General features: G+C 41.8%; 17 protein-coding genes and 2 pseudogenes. 8 read left to right on the top strand and 11 right to left on the bottom strand.

The window, feature by feature from the left end; all coding sequences use genetic code 11:
* Positions 1 to 59: 59 nt before the first annotated feature.
* Complete coding sequence (gene rplS / locus Bovatus_RS12845) at positions 60 to 410, bottom strand: 50S ribosomal protein L19 (RefSeq protein ID WP_004296199.1); 351 nt, start codon at positions 408 to 410, stop codon at positions 60 to 62.
* Positions 411 to 565: 155 nt separating this feature from the next.
* Here rplS and Bovatus_RS12840 point away from each other — a divergent pair, with 155 nt between their 5' ends.
* The 3 genes from Bovatus_RS12840 to Bovatus_RS12830 are packed head-to-tail and all read left to right on the top strand — an operon-like array spanning position 566 to position 5,224.
* Positions 566 to 1,351, top strand: coding sequence for a 5'-nucleotidase C-terminal domain-containing protein (locus tag Bovatus_RS12840; RefSeq protein WP_004296197.1), 786 nt, complete (start codon positions 566 to 568; stop codon positions 1,349 to 1,351).
* A 25-nt stretch (positions 1,352 to 1,376) separates the two neighbouring features.
* Complete coding sequence (locus Bovatus_RS12835; RefSeq protein WP_004296196.1) at positions 1,377 to 2,216, top strand: bifunctional metallophosphatase/5'-nucleotidase; 840 nt, start codon at positions 1,377 to 1,379, stop codon at positions 2,214 to 2,216.
* Positions 2,213 to 5,224 (top strand): glycoside hydrolase family 3 N-terminal domain-containing protein, encoded by a 3,012-nt coding sequence (locus tag Bovatus_RS12830; RefSeq protein WP_004296195.1) that lies wholly within the window; start codon positions 2,213 to 2,215, stop codon positions 5,222 to 5,224. The genes Bovatus_RS12835 and Bovatus_RS12830 overlap by 4 nt, the downstream gene beginning before the upstream one ends.
* Positions 5,225 to 5,311: 87 nt before the next feature.
* Here the strand turns inward: Bovatus_RS12830 and Bovatus_RS12825 are convergent, their stop codons facing one another.
* The 5 genes and pseudogenes from Bovatus_RS12825 to Bovatus_RS12810 all read right to left on the bottom strand — a co-directional run.
* Positions 5,312 to 5,938, bottom strand: coding sequence for a porin family protein (locus Bovatus_RS12825; protein ID WP_004296194.1), 627 nt, complete (start codon positions 5,936 to 5,938; stop codon positions 5,312 to 5,314).
* A gap of 15 nt (positions 5,939 to 5,953) precedes the next feature.
* Entirely contained in the window at positions 5,954 to 6,589 is a 636-nt protein-coding gene (locus Bovatus_RS12820; RefSeq protein WP_004307006.1) for a DUF4136 domain-containing protein, read from the bottom strand.
* A gap of 223 nt (positions 6,590 to 6,812) precedes the next feature.
* Positions 6,813 to 7,166, bottom strand: a complete 354-nt coding sequence (locus Bovatus_RS12815) for a MarR family winged helix-turn-helix transcriptional regulator (RefSeq protein WP_004296191.1) — start codon at positions 7,164 to 7,166, stop codon at positions 6,813 to 6,815.
* Positions 7,167 to 7,197: 31 nt separating this feature from the next.
* A pseudogene (locus Bovatus_RS25890) lies at positions 7,198 to 7,926 on the bottom strand (DsrE/DsrF/DrsH-like family protein); the annotation flags it as partial.
* 117 nt (positions 7,927 to 8,043) lie between these two features.
* Positions 8,044 to 9,702 (bottom strand): annotated as a pseudogene (locus tag Bovatus_RS12810) (FAD-dependent oxidoreductase); the annotation flags it as partial.
* Positions 9,703 to 9,831: 129 nt separating this feature from the next.
* Here Bovatus_RS12810 and Bovatus_RS12805 point away from each other — a divergent pair.
* Positions 9,832 to 11,172, top strand: coding sequence for a sigma-54-dependent transcriptional regulator (locus Bovatus_RS12805; RefSeq protein WP_004296189.1), 1,341 nt, complete (start codon positions 9,832 to 9,834; stop codon positions 11,170 to 11,172).
* 92 nt (positions 11,173 to 11,264) lie between these two features.
* Here Bovatus_RS12805 and proC read toward each other — a convergent pair whose 3' ends face one another.
* Both proC and Bovatus_RS12795 read right to left on the bottom strand, forming a co-directional pair.
* Positions 11,265 to 12,080 (bottom strand): pyrroline-5-carboxylate reductase, encoded by an 816-nt coding sequence (gene proC, locus Bovatus_RS12800; protein ID WP_004296188.1) that lies wholly within the window; start codon positions 12,078 to 12,080, stop codon positions 11,265 to 11,267.
* 53 nt (positions 12,081 to 12,133) lie between these two features.
* Positions 12,134 to 13,447: an amino acid kinase family protein gene (locus Bovatus_RS12795; protein WP_004296187.1), complete on the bottom strand. Its 1,314-nt coding sequence runs from the start codon at positions 13,445 to 13,447 to the stop codon at positions 12,134 to 12,136.
* Positions 13,448 to 13,886: 439 nt separating this feature from the next.
* Between Bovatus_RS12795 and Bovatus_RS12790 the strand changes: the two genes are divergently transcribed.
* A complete protein-coding gene (locus Bovatus_RS12790) occupies positions 13,887 to 15,179 on the top strand; it encodes an MATE family efflux transporter (RefSeq protein WP_004296185.1) in 1,293 nt (430 codons plus the stop codon).
* 42 nt (positions 15,180 to 15,221) lie between these two features.
* Complete coding sequence (locus Bovatus_RS12785) at positions 15,222 to 15,929, top strand: TIGR02757 family protein (protein ID WP_004296184.1); 708 nt, start codon at positions 15,222 to 15,224, stop codon at positions 15,927 to 15,929.
* A gap of 135 nt (positions 15,930 to 16,064) precedes the next feature.
* Here the strand turns inward: Bovatus_RS12785 and Bovatus_RS12780 are convergent, their stop codons facing one another.
* The 3 genes from Bovatus_RS12780 to Bovatus_RS12770 form a co-directional block, all read right to left on the bottom strand.
* Complete coding sequence (locus tag Bovatus_RS12780; RefSeq protein ID WP_004296183.1) at positions 16,065 to 17,351, bottom strand: leucine-rich repeat protein; 1,287 nt, start codon at positions 17,349 to 17,351, stop codon at positions 16,065 to 16,067.
* An 11-nt stretch (positions 17,352 to 17,362) separates the two neighbouring features.
* Positions 17,363 to 17,767, bottom strand: coding sequence for a hypothetical protein (locus tag Bovatus_RS12775; protein ID WP_004296182.1), 405 nt, complete (start codon positions 17,765 to 17,767; stop codon positions 17,363 to 17,365).
* Between the two features lie 162 nt (positions 17,768 to 17,929).
* The gene (locus Bovatus_RS12770) at positions 17,930 to 19,585 is read right to left on the bottom strand and encodes a tetratricopeptide repeat protein (RefSeq protein WP_004296181.1); all 1,656 of its coding nucleotides are present in this window, start codon (positions 19,583 to 19,585) and stop codon (positions 17,930 to 17,932) included.
* 233 nt (positions 19,586 to 19,818) lie between these two features.
* Between Bovatus_RS12770 and Bovatus_RS12765 the strand changes: the two genes are divergently transcribed.
* Both Bovatus_RS12765 and Bovatus_RS12760 read left to right on the top strand, forming a co-directional pair.
* Positions 19,819 to 20,172 carry a type II toxin-antitoxin system MqsR family toxin gene (locus tag Bovatus_RS12765; RefSeq protein ID WP_004296180.1) on the top strand — a complete coding sequence of 118 codons (354 nt, stop codon included), beginning with the start codon at positions 19,819 to 19,821 and terminating at the stop codon, positions 20,170 to 20,172.
* Between the two features lie 5 nt (positions 20,173 to 20,177).
* A complete protein-coding gene (locus Bovatus_RS12760; RefSeq protein WP_004296179.1) occupies positions 20,178 to 21,173 on the top strand; it encodes a type II toxin-antitoxin system antitoxin SocA domain-containing protein in 996 nt (331 codons plus the stop codon).
* Positions 21,174 to 21,415 lie beyond the last annotated feature (242 nt).

The raw sequence follows: 21,415 nt of genomic DNA, 5'->3' as shown, positions 1-21,415 counted from the left end.
AAAAAGGGAACCTCATAATGAAGTTCCCTTTTTTATTTCGAATCGAAAAGTTCGGCTTATTAGTTAGCTCTTTTTTCTTTGATTCTAGCTTTCTTACCAGTAAGAGCGCGCAGGTAGTACAATTTAGCGCGACGAACTTTACCTACCTTGTTCACTTCGATGCTATCGATAGCCGGTGATTCGATTGGGAAAATTCTTTCTACGCCTATAGTTCCTGACATTTTACGTACAGTAAAACGTTTCTTGTCTCCGTGACCGGCGATTTTGATAACAACACCACGGTACAACTGTACACGTTCTTTGTTACCCTCGATAATACGATATGCTACTGTTACAGTGTCTCCTGCTTTGAAGCTCGGGTGCTGTTTTCCGGTAGCAAATGCTTCTTCTGCAATTTTAATTAAATCCATTGTTGTTATTATTAAATTGTTTCATCGTTACAACGCAACATACCAAGTATCTCTTCTCTTGACAGCGATTGCGCGAAAGCGGTGCAAAGTAACGAATTATTTGCCAGATAGCCAAATGTTTTTGTATATTTGTAGCATATCTAAAAATAGCGAACATGAAACAGACTTATGCAAAGTATCTGATGGTGGCAGCGTTGGCAGGAGGCTTCCTGTTTACTTCCTGCCGGACCGCACGCGAGACTACGGCTCAGTACGAAATAACTAAAGTAGAGGGCAGCATGATAACGATTGATTCTGTTTGGGACACCCATCCCAACGCGAAAGCTGCCGAAATCTTAAAGCCTTATAAGGAAAAGGTGGATGCGATGATGTATGAAGTCATCGGCACCAGTGCGATGAAAATGGACAAAGGAGGTCCCGAAAGTTTACTTTCCAACCTTGTTGCAGGTGTTTTGCAGCAAGCGGCTGTTCAGGTGTTGGGGAAACCTGCTGATATGGGATTGGTAAATATGGGCGGCTTGCGTAATATCTTGCCCGAAGGAGATATCACGGTAGGCGATGTGTTTGAAATTCTTCCTTTTGAGAATTCTCTTTGCGTACTGACTATGAAAGGAACAGACTTGAGACGTCTTTTTGAAGCGATTGCATCTCTGCACGGAGAAGGAGTGAGCGGTATCCGCCTTGAAATCACCAAAAATGGAAAGTTGCTGAACGCCTTTGTCGGTGAAAAACCACTAAAGGATGACCAGCTTTACACGGTGGCCACTATCGACTATCTGGCAGATGGAAATGGACGGATGGATGCTTTCCTGCAGGCAGAAAAGAGAGTATGCCCCGAAGACGCAACCTTACGCGGACTATTTCTTGATTATGTACGCAAACAGACTGCCGAAGGCAAAGCGATTACCTCCAAACTGGATGGACGTATTAGCATAAAATAAAAAGGAGAATCTAAAAATATTGAATATGAAAAGAATTCAGATATTATTCCTGTTATGTCTTGCATTGAGCTTTACTTTCTCAATTTTTGCGCAGGATAAGGATACCAAAGAAGTGATTATTTTACAAACAAGCGATGTGCATAGTCGTATCGAACCTGTCAATCAGAAGGGGGACGAATACTATAATAAAGGTGGTTTTCTTCGCCGGGCTGTTTTTCTCGAACAGTTCCGCAAGGAGCATAAGAATGTGCTGCTTTTCGACTGCGGAGATATTTCTCAGGGAACACCTTATTATAATATGTTCCGCGGAGAAGTGGAAGTTAAACTAATGAATGAAATGGGTTACGATGCTATGACTATCGGTAACCATGAGTTTGATTTCGATGTGGATAATATGGAACGTATTTTCAAGATGGCTAATTTCCCGGTTGTTTGTGCCAACTATAATCTGGATGCTACGGTATTGAAAGATATAGTTAAACCCTACGTCGTTCTTGAGAAATATGGTTTGAGAATTGGTGTGTTTGGCCTTGGAACCCAACCCGAAGGGATGATTCAGGCTAATAAATGCGAAGGAGTCGTTTATGAAGATCCTGTCCGCGTATCCAACGAAATAGCTGCTTTGTTGAAAGACGAAGAAGGTTGTGATTTGGTAGTATGCCTGTCTCATCTGGGCATTCAAATGGATGAACATCTGGTTGCCGGAACACGCAATATCGACGTGATTCTGGGCGGGCACTCTCATACATTTATGAAAGGGCCCAAAATATACTTGAATATGGACGGAAAAGAGGTGCCTGTTATGCACACGGGAAAAAATGGTGTTCGTGTAGGCCGTCTCGATTTGACTTTAAAACATAAATGAAGATAATCCCCTCAATAGCAACGCTTTTATTCCTTATTGCGGCCGGCACGGTTTCAAGTCCGGCGCAGAATGCTACAACCGTTGAACCTCTGCTGGTGTATAAAGCCCTTCAGGACAAAGACTGCCGGCACTGGGTTGATTCGGTTATGGATAAGCTTTCCTTTAAAGAAAAGGTAGGGCAGTTGTTCATCTATACCATTGCCCCGGTAGATACCAAACGAAACCTGGAACTGTTGCGCGAAGTAATCGACACCTATAAAGTGGGCGGACTTCTCTTTTCCGGTGGGAAGATGCAAAATCAGGTTGAACTGACAAACCGGGCGCAACGGCAGGCAAAAGTCCCTTTGATGATTACCTTTGATGGAGAATGGGGGCTGGCCATGCGTTTGCGTGGTATGCCTGTTTTTCCACGGAATATGGTATTGGGATGTATCCGTGACAACAAGCTGCTCTATGAATACGGGCGTGAAGTTGCTCGTCAATGCCGACAGATTGGAGTACAGGTCAACTTTGCTCCGGTGGCGGACGTGAATATAAATCCTGAAAATCCCGTAATCAATACCCGTTCTTTTGGAGAAGATCCGATACAGGTGGCTGATAAGGTTATCGCTTATGCTTCCGGTTTGGAAAGCGGAGGGGTTTTATCTGTGTGCAAACATTTTCCCGGACATGGAGATACCGATGTTGATTCGCATAAGGCGCTTCCGGTACTTCCTTTCACTCGTGAGCGTCTGGACAGTGTGGAACTTTATCCTTTTAAAGAAGCCATCCGTGCCGGATTGGGCGGTATGATGGTAGGACATTTGCAAGTTCCGGTGATAGAACCGATTGGTGGACTTCCGTCTTCCTTGTCCCGCAATGTCGTATATGATTTGCTGACAGATGAGTTGGCGTTCAAAGGACTCATATTTACGGATGCGCTTGCCATGAAAGGAGTGGCGGGAAATGGAAATGTCAGTTTGCAGGCTTTGAAAGCTGGTAATGACATGGTATTGTCTCCCCGAAACTTGAAGGAAGAGATACCGGCCGTACTGGAAGCCATTGAAAAAGGAGAGTTGACCCGCGAAGATATTGAAAGCAAATGTCGTAAGGTCTTGACTTATAAATATGTGTTGGGACTGAAGAAAAAGTCGTATGTACAATTATCCGGTCTGGAACAACGGATTAACAGTCCGCAAACGCGTGATTTGGTTCGCCGGTTGAATTTAGCGGCAATAACAGTTCTGAACAACAAGAATCATATTCTCCCTTTGCATACAGACAAAGAGCAGACGATTGCATTGCTCGAGGTAGGAGATCCCGGAGAAACTGATGCGTTGGCGAAACAACTTTCCCGCTATACGTCTTTGGCTCGTTTTTCCCTTCGTGCCAATCAGACGGAAGAGGAAAATCAGCGGTTGCGTGATTCTTTGTCTACCTATAAACGGATTATTGTAGCCGTCAGTGAACAGCGGCTGGCTCCTTATCAGCCTTTCTTTGCTAAGTTTGTTCCCGAAAGCCCGGCCATTTATCTGTTTTTTACTCCCGGGAAGATGATGTTGCAGATTCAGCGCGCGGTGGCTCATGCTTCGGCGGTGGTGCTGGGACATAGCTATAGTAGTGACGTGCAGCGCCAGGTGGCAGATGTGCTATTTGCCAAGGCATCTGCAGACGGACAGTTGTCGGCAAGTCTGGGAGAACTGTTCCCAACGGGAGCAGGAGTGACTATTACCCCTAAAACGCCGTTGCATTTCGTTCCGGAAGAATACGGGCTTTCCTCTGCTCATCTAAAACGGATTGATTCCATTGCATTGGATGGTATTCGTCAGGGAGCCTATCCTGGTTGCCAGGTGGTGGTACTGAAAAACGGTCATATTATGTTCGACAAGGCTTTCGGTACTTATACGGGTAAAGGAAGTCCTCGTGTCGAATCTACGAATATCTACGATCTGGCTTCCCTTTCAAAAACGACGGGTACCTTGCTTGCCATTATGAAACTCTACGATAAGGGACGTTTTAATCTGACAGATAAAATTTCGGATCATTTGCCGTTCTTGCAACGTACTGATAAGAAAGATATAACGATTCAGGAAATTCTGTATCATCAGTCCGGTTTACCTTCCTGGATTCCTTTTTATCAGGAAGCCATCGATAAGGATAGCTATGACGGAAGATTGTTCAGCGCACGTAAAGATGTCCACCATCCGGTACAGATTGGTACGACTACGTGGGCGAATCCGAAATTCAAATTCAAGAGTGAATATATTTCTCCGGTCAAGACCGGTGATTATACTGTTCAGATCTGTGACAGTTTGTGGTTAAACCGTTCTTTCCGAAAGGTGATAGAAGAGAAAATTGCAGAAGCTCCGTTAAAGCAGAAGCGCTATGTATATAGTGATGTCGGATTTATACTCTTGGGAATGTTGGTGGAACAACTGGCCGGTATGCCTATGGAAGCCTATTTGCAACGTGAGTTTTATGAGCCGATGGGGTTGGAACATACAGGTTACCTGCCTTTACGCCGCTTTGCCAAATCGGAAATTGTTCCTTCTAATAAAGACCGTTTCTTGCGTAAAGAGACTTTGCTGGGATTTGTACATGATGAGGCTTCCGCTTTCTTTGGCGGATTGGCTGGAAATGCCGGACTTTTCTCTACTGCCCGTGATGTAGCCCGCGTTTATCAGATGTTGCTGAATGGTGGAGAAATAGATGGACAACGTTATCTTAGCAAAGAAACTTGCCAGCTGTTTACTACTGAAACCTCGAAGATCAGCCGGCGTGGCTTAGGCTTTGACAAGCCGGATGCAGACGATTCGAAGAAAGGAAATTGTGCGCCTGCCGCACCTGCCGAAGTGTATGGCCATACCGGATTTACCGGTACATGTGCCTGGGTGGACCCGGTCAATGAACTGGTTTATGTATTCCTTAGCAACCGGATTTATCCGGACGTAACGAACCGCAAATTGAACCAGCTGCACATTCGTGAGCGAATACAGGGAGCTATTTATGATGCGATGAAGAAAAAATAAAAAAAGAAAGGTAAAAGGTATCTATATTAAAAGCTACCTTTTACCTTTTTTATTATTAACGTAATATTCTGATAGTTGCAGTTCTTTTTAGAACGATACACCCAGGCGGAAACCGAAGTTGCTCAATCCATCTACACTGTAATGCAGTACATCAGCTTTGTTGGTACCATAGCTGTAGTACAAAGCAAAGTGCAAGCCCGGTCCGTAAACCCATGGGAATACATTGATACCTACTTCAGGAGAAGCATAGAATCCCCAACTGTTTTCTCTTGCTTCCAACATGCTGAAATTAGAGCGGATTTTAGCATATTCAGCACCTAATTTAGCACTGACATAAGGTTGGAAAGATCCACCGCGATTCCATTGGTAACGTGCAGCGGCACCGAAAGGCAATTGGAAAATGGTATGTTGCTGATCGGTAGTCACTTCACCGGCACCCATCTGGAAGGTTTCGCGACCTACATATTCGTGGTTGCTGTGATAGTTGAGGAAAAGTCCCAAGCCAATGTTAGGAGTCACGAAATAACCACCTTCAAAGTTCATACCCCAACCGCTTGCTTTATCTGCAAAGTGATTACTTAGCGGAGCATTGAACTGCCAGTCGATATTCGCATATCCATTGTCTGATAGCTGTGCCTTAGCCGGCATGGCGAAGGCGATGGCAATAGCCGCCAAGGCTACTACCTTGAAGTATATATTTTTTCTTGTTTTCATAACAGTTGTAGTTGATTATTTGTTAGTAAGATAAGGTGACTGTGTAAATGATTGGTTGACAGCTTCTACTGCAAGAGTACGGTTGATAGCTTTGGAACCAGTTTCAAATCCGGTCAGATAACTTGTCCATACAACAGGTAGTTTTTTACTGTCTCCCTGTTCGGCTTTCAAGTTCACCATTTCTGTCAGGAAGGAGTTGGTGCTATAACTATAAGTTACAGCGTACGGGTAGTACCATCCACCACCCCAGTTGCCACCCCAGTAGCCAGGTCCCCAGTATCCGGGATAACCCCACCACCATTCAGGTTGTGTGTAGCTGGTGAAATAATAAGTACTTGCGATGTAGCTCACTTGGATACCAAGATCTGCACTTTCTTGGTCTGCTGCTGCTTCGTAGCCTCTGGCTACCATATTGTCTGTATAAGCAGCCAGAATTTGTTCTGCGCCTTCACCTTCGAGATATTCCGGTTCTTTACTGTCACTAATCACCAGAATCTGGGGTGCCAGATAGAATGTAGGAACTTTGAAATCGGCTTTCTTGTCATAGTTAGTGTATACCAGATAATTGTCATCCAGCTTACCCATGTCCGGGTCTTTTTCACATGAAGCGAGTGCAAAGACCGCCAATAAAATAGGAATTAATTTCTTCATATCTTTTATAATGTTTAGGTTATATAAAAATCGCGCCCAGGTACCTTGGGCTTTTGATAGAAACAACAAGAAAGGTGGAAAAAGGTTCAGATGGAAATTTCTTTTGCCGGAAAATTAACATATATCTTTTGCCCTGTTTAAAGAAAAACGGTGAGCACTCTGCCCCATTATCAGGGAGTTTGCTCACCGTTCATTATTTACAGATAATTGTTTGAAAATCCGTTTATTTAAACAGGGGTTTAAGTAGATCGGGTATCTCTACCTTATCAAGTTCCAGTTCATTTACTCGTTGCTTGCCCGTATGGGTCAGGTGGAAGTACATCTGTCTCCGGTCTTCACTTCCGAGCGACCGGACGATCAGCCCTTTTTCCTCCAGTATTCGCAGCATTTTGGATGTGTGTGAGGGGCTTAGCTCGGTTTGCTTGGACAGATTGGTAGCCGTCACTTTCTCCGATGCCTCTTTGAGGGCACACAATATCATTGCTTCATTTAGCGTTATCTGGTACATTTTTTCAAATGCTGTTTCAAAGTTTCCCATTGCTTTGAATACATCACGCATTGCACATATTGTTTTCATACCTTATTTGAATATTTTATTAGTTCATTTTTTAAATAAATAGATTAACGTTTGCGTTATCCGCCCGTTCCATATACGTTGCTACGCCGCCAATGGTCACCTCATCCAGAAGTTCTTCTTGTTTTACTCCCATCACATCCATTGACATCTGGCAAGCGATAAATTCCACACCGTTTTCCAAAGCTTGCCGGCGCAAAGATTCCAGTGAATCAATCCCTTTCTTGTTCATGATATACCGCATCATTTTTCCGCCCATTCCGCCCATGCTCATCTTAGAAAGTTTCAGTTTCTTGGAGCTGGAAGGCAGCATCATACCAAACATTTTTCCGAAAATATCCTTTTCGGTTTCCGGTTTGTGCAACTTCTTGATAACGTTCAGTCCCCAGAAAGTAAAGAAGATGGTGACTTTTTGTCCTGTAGCCGCTGCGCCGTTTGCCAGTACAAAAGTAGCCAAGGCTTTATCCAAATCATCACTGAACATGATGAAGGTTTTTCCTTTGCCCTCACATGAAGTAACAATATTGCACGATTTTGGTTCTCCTTTTTCTATGACAACAATAGATTTTCCTCCGGAGGTATCTTTCGAAATCAATTGATTACCCGTCGAACTGCACCATGCGGCGGCGTCGCGCGGAAAACCCGGATCGGTAGAGGTGATTTCCACCCGTTCGCCTGAAACCAGTGTATCCATTGTTTTCTTCATTTTCAGAATCGGACCGGGACACTGTAACCCGCAGGCATCCACCCGGACTGTTTTGGCAGAGGTAGCGGAAGCATCAGCTGCAGCAGTGATGGGAGCTGTAGAAACGTTGGGTTGACTGGTTTGGGAAGCGGTTTCCTTTTGTATGGGTGATTCGTCTATTTCGTTTCCATTTTCTTCCCGTATGATGATGGGAGTAGTGGCAGCCCGATAAGTCTTTAATCCTCCCGAGAGATTACGTACCTTGTCAAATCCGTGTTGTGTCAGTATACGGTAAGCAAGATACCCCCGTAACCCGACTGCACAAAATGTATAAATCATTTTATCTTTCGGTAATTCTGCCAACCGGTCGCGAAGTTCATCCAACGGAATATTCACGGCACCCGGTAAGCTACCCAATGAAAATTCATCCGGGGTGCGGACATCCAATAGGAACTTATTTTCCATTTCAATGTCTCGCAATTCTCTCCAATACACAGGATTGTTTTTGCCTGTGATGATATCTTCAGCTACATATCCTGCCAGTGCTACCGGATCTTTGGCCGAAGAGAACGGAGGAGCATACGCTTGTTCAACTTTCATCAGATCGTAGATTGTTCCCTCGTGCTTGATGACAAGTGCGAGTTCGTCAATCCGTTTGTCCACCCCATCGTAACCAACGATTTGTCCGCCATACAATCTTCCTGTCTTTTTATCGAAAGTGATTTTAATGCTCATCGGCATGGCATCCGGATAGTAACCGGCATGGGAAGCGGGATGAATGGTAGACGACATATAGTCTATCTCTTCCTGACGCAGACGCTTGCCGGGTAAGCCGGTTGAAGCAACGGTCATGTCGAAAACCTTTGCGATTGAAGTACCGATAGAGCCTTCGTAAGGAATCTTTGCTCCGAGGACATTGTCCGCAACGATGCGTCCCTGACGGTTGGCGGGTCCGGCGAGATAGTTGAGCCAGGGTTTGCCCGTGATCGGGTGGCGGAACTCGATCGCGTCACCGATGGCATAAATAGACTCGTCAGAGGTTTGCAGGTAATCGTTTACAGCGATACCTCCTGCAGGACCGATAGTCAGTTCGGCAGCCCGTGCCAGATTGGTTTCCGGACGTACGCCGATAGATAGAATAACGATGTCGGCAGAGATTGACTGGCCATTCTTGAAAGTAACTTTCAATCCTCTTCCATCCCGGCTAAAAGAGGCGACAGCTTGCTCCAAATAGAGGTTTACTCCTTTATCCATCAGATGTTGATGAACAAGTGATGCCATCGAAAAATCAATAGGGGCCATCACTTGATTGCCCATTTCCACAATCGATACTTTCGCTCCCTGTGCATGTAAGTTTTCCGCCATTTCAAGGCCGATAAATCCGGCTCCTACGACAACGGCTTTTCGTGGGGCGTGGCTCTTGATATATTCTTTGATCCGATCTGTGTCGGTGACATTTCTTAGTGTGAAAATTCCACTTAGGTCGATTCCGGGAAGAGGGGGGCGTACCGGAGAGGCTCCGGTAGATATGACTAACTTATCATAGCTCTCTTCATAAGTATCTTCACTGCTTTGCCGGATGGTCACTGTCTTTCTTTTCCGGTCAATGAAAATCGCTTCGTTTTCTGTACGTACATCTACGCGAAAGCGTGTAGAAAAGGCTTCGGGCGTTTGCACGAACAATTTATCCCGTTCCTCTATCACTCCCCCTATATAATAGGGTAGGCCACAATTGGCGTATGATATGTACTTTCCTTTTTCTAAAAGGACAATTTCAGCTGTTTCATCTACTCGTCTGATTCGGGCAGCAGTGGTGGCTCCTCCTGCAACTCCCCCAATAATAATTATTTTCATCTGTTTATAGCGTAAATAGTTTCCTGTGGAAAGAACAAACTGTATGGAAGAAATGTTCATGGATTCAGATAAAAAAACTATATTTGCGCACCCTGTTTTTCATTCTTCTATTTAATGTAGATAAATTGTATGAATAAAATTCTTATTATTGACGATGAAGTCCAGATTCGCAGCCTTTTAGCTCGTATGCTGGAACTTGAGGGCTATGAAGTGTGTCAGGCAGGTGATTGCAAAGCTGCCCTCAAACAACTGGAAATTCAATCGCCCGACGTAGCTTTATGCGATGTTTTTCTTCCTGATGGAAACGGAGTAGATCTGGTGTTGAACATCAAGAAAATAGCTCCCAATGTAGAGGTGATTCTTCTTACTGCTCACGGCAATATTCCCGACGGGGTGCAGGCTATTAAAAACGGTGCATTTGATTATATAACGAAAGGAGATGATAATAACAAGATTATTCCTTTAATCAGCCGTGCCGTGGAGAAAGCAAAGATGAATGTCCGTTTGGAAAAACTGGAAAAGAAAGTCGGGCAGATGTACTCGTTCGATTCTATTCTGGGTGAGTCAAAGGTGTTGAAAGAGGCTGTATCTCTGGCGCAGAAAGTGTCTGTGACAGATGTTCCCGTATTACTGACGGGGGAAACAGGAACAGGAAAGGAAGTCTTTGCGCAAGCTATACATTATAGTAGTAAACGGAGCAAACAGAATTTTGTGGCGGTCAACTGTTCGTCTTTCAGTAAAGAACTGCTCGAAAGCGAGATGTTCGGACATAAGGCTGGCTCGTTTACCGGTGCGCTGAAGGATAAGAAAGGACTTTTTGAAGAAGCTAATAACGGAACGATCTTTCTGGATGAAATCGGAGAGATGGCTTTCGAACTGCAGGCAAAGTTACTGCGTATCCTTGAAACGGGAGAATATATAAAGATCGGTGATACCAAGCCGACAAGAGTCAATGTGCGTATCATTGCTGCTACCAACCGCAACCTGCAGGAGGAGATCAAAGCAGGACATTTCCGTGAAGACTTGTTTTATCGTCTTTCGGTTTTTCAGGTGCATCTTCCTTCGCTTCGTGAACGTACCGGTGATATCAGAATTCTTGCAACTGCTTTTGCCAAAAGTTTCTCCGAAAAACTTTCGTATGCCATCAATGAGATGACTCCCGCTTTTCTGGAAGCGCTGGAACAACAGCCGTGGAAAGGGAACATCCGTGAATTGAGAAATGTGATTGAGCGTAGCCTGATTGTGTGTGAAGGGGGGCGACTGGATATTTGTGATCTTCCTTTGGAAATCCAAAACACTCATTATGAATGTTCGGATGATAGTGTAGGCAGTTTTGAGTTGGCCGCAATGGAACGCAGACATATTGCACGTGTGTTGGAATATACAAAGGGGAATAAAACGGAAGCTGCCCGTTTGTTGAAAATCGGACTTACCACCCTGTACCGGAAGATAGAGGAATATAAAATCTAAGCATATATTTTCTTAAGTCCTTTTATGCTGTCTTTGGGATATATAGCATTTCAAAATAGGCAAAAAGGACTTGAGAAACCATACCATAAGGACTACCGGAAGATTTTTACATCTTCTTCCTCTTTATCAATCAAAGTTGTGGCACTGCTTTTGATGGCTTGAATAATAGAAGAAGTGAAGCCTTTGTGCTCCAGTTCGTTCAATCCTTTTATAGTGGTTCCACCCGGAGTGGTTACTTTCTCTATTTCCAGCAATGGATGAGTGTTATGATTCAGAATCAGTTCTGTCGCTCCTTCCATGCTATACGCTGCCATTTGCATGGCATCCTTGCCGGGAATTCCTAGCTCAATCCCTGCCTGCATAACCGCTTGCATATATTTTAAGGCGAAAGCTATTCCGCTGGAGGTTAATGCGGAAGTGGTATCTAGTTGTTTCTCTTGCAGGAACAGGCATTTTCCTCCTTCTTCAAATATCTGTTTTATTAATTGCTGATATTCTTTATCGGTTCCGCGGGAAGCTATCAAAGTGAGGCTGGAACGTTCTGTAATGGCCATATTGGGAACTGCCCGAAAGATAGGCATCTCGGCTTCTGTCAAATGAGCCAGGTGGGAGATACATACTCCGGACACGAGAGATACGAGGATTTGTGTACGTGAGAAACGTAGAGGAGACAATACTTCATCTACTTTCCAGGGATTGATGGCGAGGACGATTACTTCGGCTTCCGATATGGCTTGTTGGTTATCGGTCGTTATGTGTATTGCAGGGAAATGTTCTTGCAGTCTCTCCAGTTTATCAATGTTTGGATTGGAGACAATAATGTCTTTCTCATTGTAAAGATGTCCTTGCGCCAGACAAGTGACGATTGCACTCCCTATGTGTCCGGCTCCTATAATAGCTATTTTCATCTCTTTATTTTTTTTATTTGGCTTTCAGATGTCTCTTTTTATCCGGCTTTGAATCAGGCTGCGCACTGCCTCTCAAAAAATTGTCTGGATAGCGAACTAATCAGTCTGTTTTTATCTGTGGTATGTACAGATAGTGTGAAACAATGATCGCTTCCTCCATAAGAAATGAGAGATACGGGGATATCTTTGATAGTATCCATAATATGACTTTCTACTTGTGTGCGTTCCCAATGAAGGGAGCCGATGATATGTATTACAGACATATTTTCGTCCATAACCATTTCGGCATATTTATGTAGTTCCCTTTGAATGATTCGCAGGGTGTCCCGGCTGGCTGTCAGCATCATCGAGATGGATACATTGGATGAGGCCATTGAGATGACATTGATTTGATATTTGTTGATAACTTCCAATATCTTACCCATAAACAAATATCCGGGCAATACATTCAATGAGGTAAAACGCACAAAAGTAGCCGAATCCTGTGAGAGGATGGCCTTGACACTGTTGCCTGTGTCATGGGAAGATATATAGAGTCGTTCTGTTGACAGATCGTGTGTATCGGTTAGGCGGATAACTATATTGGAGCGTGCCGCAAGGGTGATACAATCTGCGTAGAGCAGGTGTACTCCGCTGTTAATCAGTTGTTCGGCTTCTATGTAAGTTAGTGAATGTTGTTCTCGCAGGCAATTCCGGTTTGCGTAGATATGATTGATAGGGGTGGATAACAGTATTTCGTCCGCTTTGAATAGGGTGGCAAGCACTGTTGCATAGTAATCATTGCGTTGTTCGCTCATGAAGTCTATTTCACCATACACATTTCTGCAAATGGAAAGTGGGGCGATAAAAATATCTACATTCCGGTTCTCGTCAATGTATTGTTGGATAGATTCTTGAATATATGGGATGTCCGGCTTTCTTTCCAGGTTGATCTGTATAAGTTTGCCGGTATCTAATGTTTGGGCACGAAGACCCTGTTGACGTAAGCAATAAGTGAATAAATCGCTGGATAATCCGTATATTTCCGCTTTTATCATTTTATCAATCAGTAAATCTGCTTTGTCTTCTACAAGTATATGTATTTTCTTTATACACTCCAGAATCCGGTTTTTAATTTCCTGATTTAAGTGCGAATCTGTAATGAGATGATTGGCAAGGGTACAGCAATATGCTTCGATGGCATTGACTGTGGTATGAGAAACTTCATCTTCTTCGTGAAACCAACTGATGGAAATAGCCTGTAACCACTCCTGTAATTGTGCCAATATAGGGACTACAGCTACATAAGGATGTTCTTTCTGAATACAATTGATTACTTGCTTCATTTCATCCTCATCTTTAATTTTCTCGAATTTACAAACTTTCATTGTTATCTGGTTATTTATTGGTTACTACTCTTTTCAAAATGATATGCCTTTTTTCAAAAGAGAAAGATATTTAAGAATCATTCCTTAGCTTTAGAATATGGTATATCTGTATAAATCAATCTGTTAATGTTGCAATCAATGTTTTTAATACATTTCTTTACTATAAGTAATCTGCTAATACCATACCACATTGGGATATGAAAATAAGATTTCTTATCTTTGTTGCGTAATTGATTGATAAACCAGCAATATTCATCCATTTATGAAACTCTGCATATAGCTACGCTCAACGAATAGCATCATTTCTAACAGGGCTATTCAGCTATCCGACAGGCAACTACTCGCCTGTCAAAGAGTTTTATATCCATTTTTATAAATTTACGGAACTGTGTGCTGCTATGATGTGGTATACCGTATCGTGTTATTTTTAAGTTGAGCAATGAATTATACATATAAGCAAATATGGCTCATCAACTTTCCTGTGATGATGAGCATTCTGATGGAACAATTAATCAATATTACCGACGCTATTTTCCTGGGGCATGTGGGAGAAGTCGAACTGGGAGCTTCTGCGCTTGCCGGAATCTATTATTTAGCTGTTTATATGCTGGGCTTCGGATTCAGCATCGGGCTGCAGGTGATGATTGCCCGGAGAAATGGGGAACAACATTATAAAGAGACGGGACGTACATTTTTTCAGGGAGTATATTTCCTGTCGGGGATGGCAGTCATTCTTTGCCTATTGCTCCATTTGGCTTCTCCCTTGATCCTGTGCCGGTTGATAACTTCGGATGAAATTTATCAGGCAGTGATTCATTATCTGGATTGGCGTAGCTTCGGTTTGTTATTCTCATTTCCTTTTTTAGCTTTCCGGTCTTTTCTGGTAGGGATAACAACGACCAAAGCATTGTCCGTGGCAGCTATCATGGCTATCTGTATCAATATTCCTTTTAACTATCTGCTGATATTCAAACTGAATCTGGGTATATCCGGGGCGGCGATGGCTTCTTCTTTGGCAGAGTTCGGAGCTTTTATCGTACTCCTATTATATATGTGGGTGAGGGTAGATAAAGTGAAATATGGGCTGAAGGTCGTTTATGATGGGAAAGTGTTAATAAAGTTGTTGAGGATATCTATATGGAGTATGCTTCACTCTTTTGTCAGCGTTGCTCCCTGGTTTCTGTTCTTCGTTGCTATCGAGCATCTGGGAAGGACAGAGCTTGCTATTTCCAATATTACTCGTAGTGTTTCTACCGTCTTTTTTGTGATTGTCAACTCTTTTGCATCCACTACTGGTTCATTAGTCAGCAATCTAATTGGGGCGGGGCAGGGGAAGGAACTTTTTCCCGTTTGCCATAAAGTTCTTAGGTTGGGTTATGCCGTGGGGGGTCCATTGATAGTTATGGCTCTTTGGGGTAACCAATGGGTTATCGGATTTTATACGAATAACGATAATCTGGTGAGACTAGCTTTCTATCCTTTTATAGTTATGCTGTTGAATTATGCTTTTGCACTGCCCGGATATGTTTATATCAATGCTGTTACCGGTACAGGAAAGACGAAGCTCGCCTTTATCTTCCAGTTAATCACCATTCTTGTATATTTAATTTATCTGTATCTGTTAAGTGAATGTTTTCATGCTTCTCTGACTGTGTATATGACGGCAGAATATCTCTTTGTTATTTTATTAGGGATACAATCCGTCATTTACTTAAAGAGGAAATCCAACTAGAATATGTATTTTTGTACTTTCAATACTTGATACTTTCTCGAAATGACTGAAGATATAAAGAATAAACTTTTAATGTGTGCGGAGATGTATCATCGCGCAGACTTTATACAAAGCGATCCGGTGCAGTTTCCCCATCGTTATACGCTGAAACAGGATATCGAAGTCAGCGGTTTGCTGACGGCGATTATGAGTTTTGGCAATCGCAAACAGATCTTGAAGAAAGCGGACGAATTGCACGGGCTAATGGGAGATTCGCCTTATCAGTATGTATTGTCCTGCCAGTGGGAGAAGGATTTTCCTTCAGGAGCAACCAATAGCTTTTATCGGATGTTGTCGTATGCTGATTTTTATGGATACTTTCGGCGATTATATATAGCTTATACACAGTTTGAAAGTCTGGAGGAAGCTTTGATGTTATATCCCGGAATACCAATGGAAAAGTTATGTGCATTTCTTGAAGTTTCTGCCAAAAGTCCTCAAAAGAAACTGAATATGTTTTTGCGTTGGATGATTCGTCGGGATTCGGAGGTCGATTTGGGGATTTGGGAAAGTTTTGATCGCAGAGATTTGATTGTTCCTTTAGATACACATGTATGCCGGGTAGCACATTATTTCAAGTTGACGGATACGGAAACTTTTTCTCTGAAAAATGCCCGTCAGATAACGACTGCATTGGCAGAGGTCTTTCCGGATGATCCTTGCCTGGGCGATTTTGCTCTGTTCGGCTTGGGGGTGAATGGGGAGATTTAAATAGATAAACTAATAGTACTGATTTTTCCGGCTATTATCGAAAATATAGTGTTTTCTTAAGTTATTTCGATTATAACCGGAAAAGTCGATATTAAACCAACTTTATTCGATTATAATCGAAAAACTGGAGAACTGTTAGAACGTTGTTATCTTGTTTGTGAAATCCCTCCAACCATTTGCGTTCTTATATTTTTCCACAGATTCGGCAGGAACACGAATGACGGTAATATCATCCGGAAATCCGTACCATACTTTTTCAAATACCTGCGGAGGTGTTGTCCCTTCTACCTTTACTTCTTTAATACCTGTATTATTGAAAGCCGAAAAATTAATCTGTGTGACGTTTGCCGGAATGGTTAATTGGGTCACTTTCCTATTACCACCCAGTAATCCCTGTCCCAATATCCGAATACTTTCAGGTATTTCGAAGCGAGCCAATTTCGGACATCCTTCAAGACAATAGGGGTGGATCATAGCTTCGGGGTCATCATTGAAAGTACTCCCGTAGGTGGTCACTTCCGCCAATTCCGGGCAGTAGTAAAAAGCCCTGCTTGCTATGTTTGTAACACCGTTGGGTAACTTCACTGTCGTAATACCACTTTCCCGGAATGCTTCCTGACCAATGGTGCTTACATTCTCCGGAATCTCGATGGTTTTCAATTGAGAGGTCTTGAGGAATGCCTGCGATCCGATTTCTTTTAGTGTCACGGGTAACAACACTTCTTCAATACCTGCATATACAAATGTACTGGCAGGAAGTTTAGTGATTTTAGTCTTGCTTAGATCTGCTTTTTTCAGGTTGTAGCAATAATAGAAGATGTCTTCTTTAAGCTGCTCCAAGGTTGATGGAAACACAATTTCCTGGACGGTTGAATTGAAGAAAGCCATATCTCCAATCGATTTTAGTCCTTCATTGAGTACTACCTTTGCTATTTGGCTATTCCTAAAGGCGTCTTTAGGAATTGATTTCACACTATTAGGGAGTATGATTTCATTGTATCCTTTCAATATTTCCGTCAATACTCCGTTTTCTACACGGACAGGAGAAATGTGCACGGAGAAGCTTTTCTGTTTTCCTTCTATTGTTATGGTTACTTCCTGTTTATCGACAGGGACAGATGATGAGAAACCACTGATCTGTTCCGAGGTAACCTTTACGGGGCGTTGTTTCCCGTCATCATACTTGCCTGTCACGTTAAGGCCGGTTAAGTCTATATTCTCTCCTAATGCATAAATTGTTTTTGCGGGCAATTGTTCTATGGAGAAATCTTCAAGTGAAGCCCCTATGGGTTCAACAGGATTTGCTGCCGAAGGTGAATCTTTCTTGTATTCGTCATTTTCGGTGCTGCAACTTAGTAATATTGCTCCCAGAACCATTTGCAGGCAAAGTGTTGTAATTATATAAAGTCTAGTTTGCTTCATGTGATAAAGGCTTAGTTAGGGAATTGGGTTAAACGTATTTCTACTTTTACGGCTTTTCCGGCTTCTACGGTTTTGCCGGAAGACCATATCTGATAGTTGTCAGGGCCGCCCCCTTCTTGTATCACGAATGTCAGGAACCGTTGCGACTGCGTTGCAAACCATTCCTCTCGTGGCAGTACAAAGGTGGCCATACCACTTTCATTTGTCTGTATGATTGCAGTTGGCAAAGTTAAATTATCTTTTTCAAAAACCTTATAGTCCTTTTCATTATACATTTTTACGGGAACGCCCGTTGCAATTTTTCCATTCTCATCATAAACGGATACCACTACTTTTGCTTCTTTCATTTCTTCGTTTCCTTTTTCGCATGCTACCATGAAAAGCATGGCGCTTAATAGAATAACAATATTCTTCATAATCTTTTCTTTTTTCTAATTTTTCGAATGCAAAAGTAATAAGATTGCATCAAATTCAGGTTGTGATGCAATCTCGCAAATCTAACAATTTGATTTAAAGTGTATTGATATTCAATGGATTATGAAAGATGTATTCTAAGATTTCTAACACAGGTCTAACACCTATCCGAAAAGTGCTAAAAACAACTCTTTATTGGCCGTTTCTGCCGATTTGATACGTGATTTGAGCCGTGACTTGCGAGCATATACATTAGCTACCGTATCTTTCATAAACAAACTGATTACTTGTGGCGAGAAACCTACAAAAATATAACAAAGCAGTCGTATGTCAGCTTCTTTCATTGACGGAAAATCATTCCGCAACTTCTCCATTGCATTATCATGGCAGGTATTTACGATAAGTTCCAGTTCTTGGAACATTGCATTGTTCTCTGCAAAATCGGTGATAATCTGTTTCACTTCGTGGAACATGGCCGCTTGTTGTGATGCGGTATTCTCACGTTCATAGTAAGTCTTTCCCAGTTTGTCAATGATGTCAAAACGTGAAGCTACCAAACCTTTTAAATGGCTTTCCGCATTGCGCTGTCCTTCCATGTGTTCTGTCAGGGTTTTGTATTGGGTGTTGGCTTCTTCCGCTAATAGCAGGTAGCGGTCGGTACGTTCGCGTTGCAGGCGCAGGCGTTGACGGATGATGTAGTATGCTACCCCTATTATTAGAAAAATAATACTTGCTACGGCAATTTCCCAGGTAGTACGGTTCTTCATCCGGTATTCGGCGAATTTGGAGCGTTCCTTGAAATAGTCACGTTCCACCATACCGGCGGAGAATTGCATATTCGAGCGTGTCAGCGAGTCAGTCAGATAGATATAATGATGTATCTTCTCGGTTGCTTTCTCGAAGTTTCTGGCCTGCGCTTCAATCCGATAAGCGGTGTATTGCAGGTCTGCCATGTCACGTATATCGGTGGAATGTGTTTCTGCAAGAGCCAGATAGTAGCGTGCGCTGTCTATACGGTTTTTCAGTAGATTCACATCTACTAATGTATGATATCCGTATAGTGTATCTTGCCGGGCAGAAAGTTCGATACGTTGCAGCAGGTCATGGGGAATTTGTTTCTTGCCTGACACCACATAGAGAGAAGCAAGATTGGTAAGGCTAGCTTTGGCTAACTTATCGTACTTGTGTTCATCGGCCAGATCGAGTGCGGCAGAATAGAGCCGCATGGCTTTCTCCATATCTTTCGAATTGAAAGTTGCGGCTGCCATATCGAGAGTTGCCTTTGTTTCTTCGCGAGTATTATCAGCCTGCCGGAAGTTATTGCGAGCTTCACGAAAATAATGATAAGCCCGGCTATAGTTCATCTGGTCATAATACACTTCACCGATCTGACTGTATAAAAGCCCTGCATAATAAGGCTCATTGGTATCCTTCAGTTTCTCTTCAACTTTCAGGTAAAGGCGTAACGCTCCCGGCTTGTCTCCTGCACGCAGTTTGACTTTTCCCCAATAATAGAGAGTCTTGCATTGGCGGCGTAAATCTTTGGGATGATGTTTGTAATACTCCCAAGCCCGGCGAATCAGCGAATCATTCGTTGCTTTGATATGATTTTTGTCTAAAGCCTCTGAATAAAGCAACGCATACCTGGCCTGTTCAGCCTGGCTGCCTTCCGATTTGAGTTGTTGTAATATTGTTAAGGCACTATCCGGCTTATTTTGTAACAGTGCTTCCGCCTCGTCAAGTCGGGAAATTTGTTCTCTGTTATAACATCCTGTAAAAAAGAGAATTGCTAATAGTTCGAGTATAATTCTGCATTTCATGCTGTGAATGTAGTGAAAATATTTCGAGTTTAGTATGGAATCGTCATATCTTTATAATTCTTATGATGTTTAATTTTGCAAAGGTAGGAAAATAGATTCGAGTTGAATTTTTCGGACTAATATTAATATATCTTGAATATATAGTCTTTTAATAGTTCTTTTTCAACTTTAAAGTTGAATATTTGTTGCATTATACTACATTATTCATATCTTTGCATAAAGATATTTTAGATATGGATATAGAAACAGTCGATAAATTCTTGAAAGAATTTAAAGATAAGGCTAGGGCTTTCGGGATTATCTTTCGTATAGATAGAAAGAAGAATATGCAAGCTTTGCTTGATTTGGAAATTTCGGCAATTATGCGTGAAAAGATAATAATGTCTTTGACAGTTGAGGACTATTATAAAGGTCCTACGGAAGATAAGTTGAATTATATGGGAGAACTTTGGGAGTTTGGCAAGTCCGTAGATAAAAAGGAGGTTTATATCAAAATAAGTAAAGGTACTGGAGCAAATTCTCCAATCTGTGTCTCCTTTCATTTGGCAGAGAGAAAAATAGAACATCCTTTCAAAAATAAAAAGTAGAAGTTATGAAAAGTCCGTTTACAGGTGGTGACGCTGCATTGTGTCATGAGAAGCAATCATTTGAATTTCGAAAAGACAATTTTGAGATAGTATATCATTTTTATAGATGTAAGGATACAAATGAAGAGTTTACTACAACTGAACTTGATCAACTGAATATGAATCAAGTTTATAATTTGTATCGTCAGAAATATGCGATACCATTTCCGGATGAAATAAAAAGAGTTCGGGAATTATATGGTATATCTGCACTTCGAATGTCTAAACTTTTAGGTTTTGGCGATAACCAATATAGAAAATACGAAGAAGGAGAGATGCCTAGTGTGTCTAATGGAAAAATGATTTCAGCTTTGAAAGAGCCTCATTTCTTTTTGGAAATTCTGAAACTTGCTCAAAATCAGTTTCCAAATGATGAGATACTTAAAATTGAAAAAAGGGTAAAGGAACTGTTATTAAATAATTCTTGTTTTGAGAATAAAATAAATGAATTTATATTTCACAACCATTTGTCTTTACGTTCAAGTATGAATGGGTATGCTTCTGTCATTCCCGAGAAGGTTAAGCAGATTATTGTCTTTTTTGCATCTGCATTACAAGGAGTTTTTGAAACAAAACTAAATAAATTATTATTTTATTCTGATTTTCTTTCCTATAAGAAATATGGTAAAGGTATTAGCGGGTTACAATACCAAGCTATAAGTTATGGGCCTGTTCCTGTGCGTTATAGTACTATATATGAGAACTTGGACGGATTAAAAAAGGAAATTATAAATTTGGGAAATGGTTATTCTGGAAGTATGATTACAACTGTTGAGCAATTTGAACAGTCTTTATTTACAGTTGAAGAATTAGAGGTTTTACAATGTGTATTAGCTCATTTTGAGAAGAGTAAGGCTAATGAAATTTCAGAAATGAGTCATGCTGAAGAAGCGTGGCGTCAAAATGAAAAACAGCATAGCTTGATTGATTATAGTTATGCGTTTGATTTGAGACAGTTGTAATGTATGCTTCATTTTGATAAATGGTTAGCTGTGTTCTGTTAAAATGCATCCGACCGTTTTTCTTTATTTTTTCCTACGGATATTAGGTTTGTAATATATACGAAGGAAAGAAAGGAATCTTCCAACAGGCTGTTGGAAAAAGAGCGAATATAAAAAAGTTACCCCAATTTAAAAAGTAAAGGTAGTAGAACAAATAAGCAGGACCTTTTTAGAAGGTTTCTTCTTTATTTTCTTCGAGGCTT

The sequence above is a fragment of the Bacteroides ovatus genome (assembly GCF_001314995.1).
Classification (GTDB): Bacteria; Bacteroidota; Bacteroidia; order Bacteroidales; family Bacteroidaceae; genus Bacteroides; species Bacteroides ovatus.
Note: the sequence above shows the minus strand (reverse complement) of the source record. Positions and strands in the feature narration are given on the sequence as shown.

Bases quoted from the DNA above. Each gene is read 5' to 3' on its own strand.
- Bovatus_RS12760 (WP_004296179.1), top strand. From the start codon at position 20,178: ATGAAAAGTCCGTTTACAGGTGGTGACGCTGCATTGTGTCATGAGAAG.
- Bovatus_RS12765 (WP_004296180.1), top strand. From the start codon at position 19,819: ATGGATATAGAAACAGTCGATAAATTCTTGAAAGAATTTAAAGATAAG.
- Bovatus_RS12780 (WP_004296183.1), bottom strand. From the start codon at position 17,351: ATGAAGCAAACTAGACTTTATATAATTACAACACTTTGCCTGCAAATG.
- proC (WP_004296188.1), bottom strand. From the start codon at position 12,080: ATGAAAATAGCTATTATAGGAGCCGGACACATAGGGAGTGCAATCGTC.
- Bovatus_RS12785 (WP_004296184.1), top strand. From the start codon at position 15,222: ATGACTGAAGATATAAAGAATAAACTTTTAATGTGTGCGGAGATGTAT.
- Bovatus_RS12825 (WP_004296194.1), bottom strand. From the start codon at position 5,938: ATGAAAACAAGAAAAAATATATACTTCAAGGTAGTAGCCTTGGCGGCT.
- Bovatus_RS12805 (WP_004296189.1), top strand. From the start codon at position 9,832: ATGAATAAAATTCTTATTATTGACGATGAAGTCCAGATTCGCAGCCTT.
- Bovatus_RS12770 (WP_004296181.1), bottom strand. From the start codon at position 19,585: ATGAAATGCAGAATTATACTCGAACTATTAGCAATTCTCTTTTTTACA.
- Bovatus_RS12790 (WP_004296185.1), top strand. From the start codon at position 13,887: ATGAATTATACATATAAGCAAATATGGCTCATCAACTTTCCTGTGATG.
- Bovatus_RS12775 (WP_004296182.1), bottom strand. From the start codon at position 17,767: ATGAAGAATATTGTTATTCTATTAAGCGCCATGCTTTTCATGGTAGCA.
- Bovatus_RS12795 (WP_004296187.1), bottom strand. From the start codon at position 13,447: ATGAAAGTTTGTAAATTCGAGAAAATTAAAGATGAGGATGAAATGAAG.
- Bovatus_RS12830 (WP_004296195.1), top strand. From the start codon at position 2,213: ATGAAGATAATCCCCTCAATAGCAACGCTTTTATTCCTTATTGCGGCC.
- rplS (WP_004296199.1), bottom strand. From the start codon at position 410: ATGGATTTAATTAAAATTGCAGAAGAAGCATTTGCTACCGGAAAACAG.
- Bovatus_RS12815 (WP_004296191.1), bottom strand. From the start codon at position 7,166: ATGAAAACAATATGTGCAATGCGTGATGTATTCAAAGCAATGGGAAAC.
- Bovatus_RS12820 (WP_004307006.1), bottom strand. From the start codon at position 6,589: ATGAAGAAATTAATTCCTATTTTATTGGCGGTCTTTGCACTCGCTTCA.
- Bovatus_RS12840 (WP_004296197.1), top strand. From the start codon at position 566: ATGAAACAGACTTATGCAAAGTATCTGATGGTGGCAGCGTTGGCAGGA.
- Bovatus_RS12835 (WP_004296196.1), top strand. From the start codon at position 1,377: ATGAAAAGAATTCAGATATTATTCCTGTTATGTCTTGCATTGAGCTTT.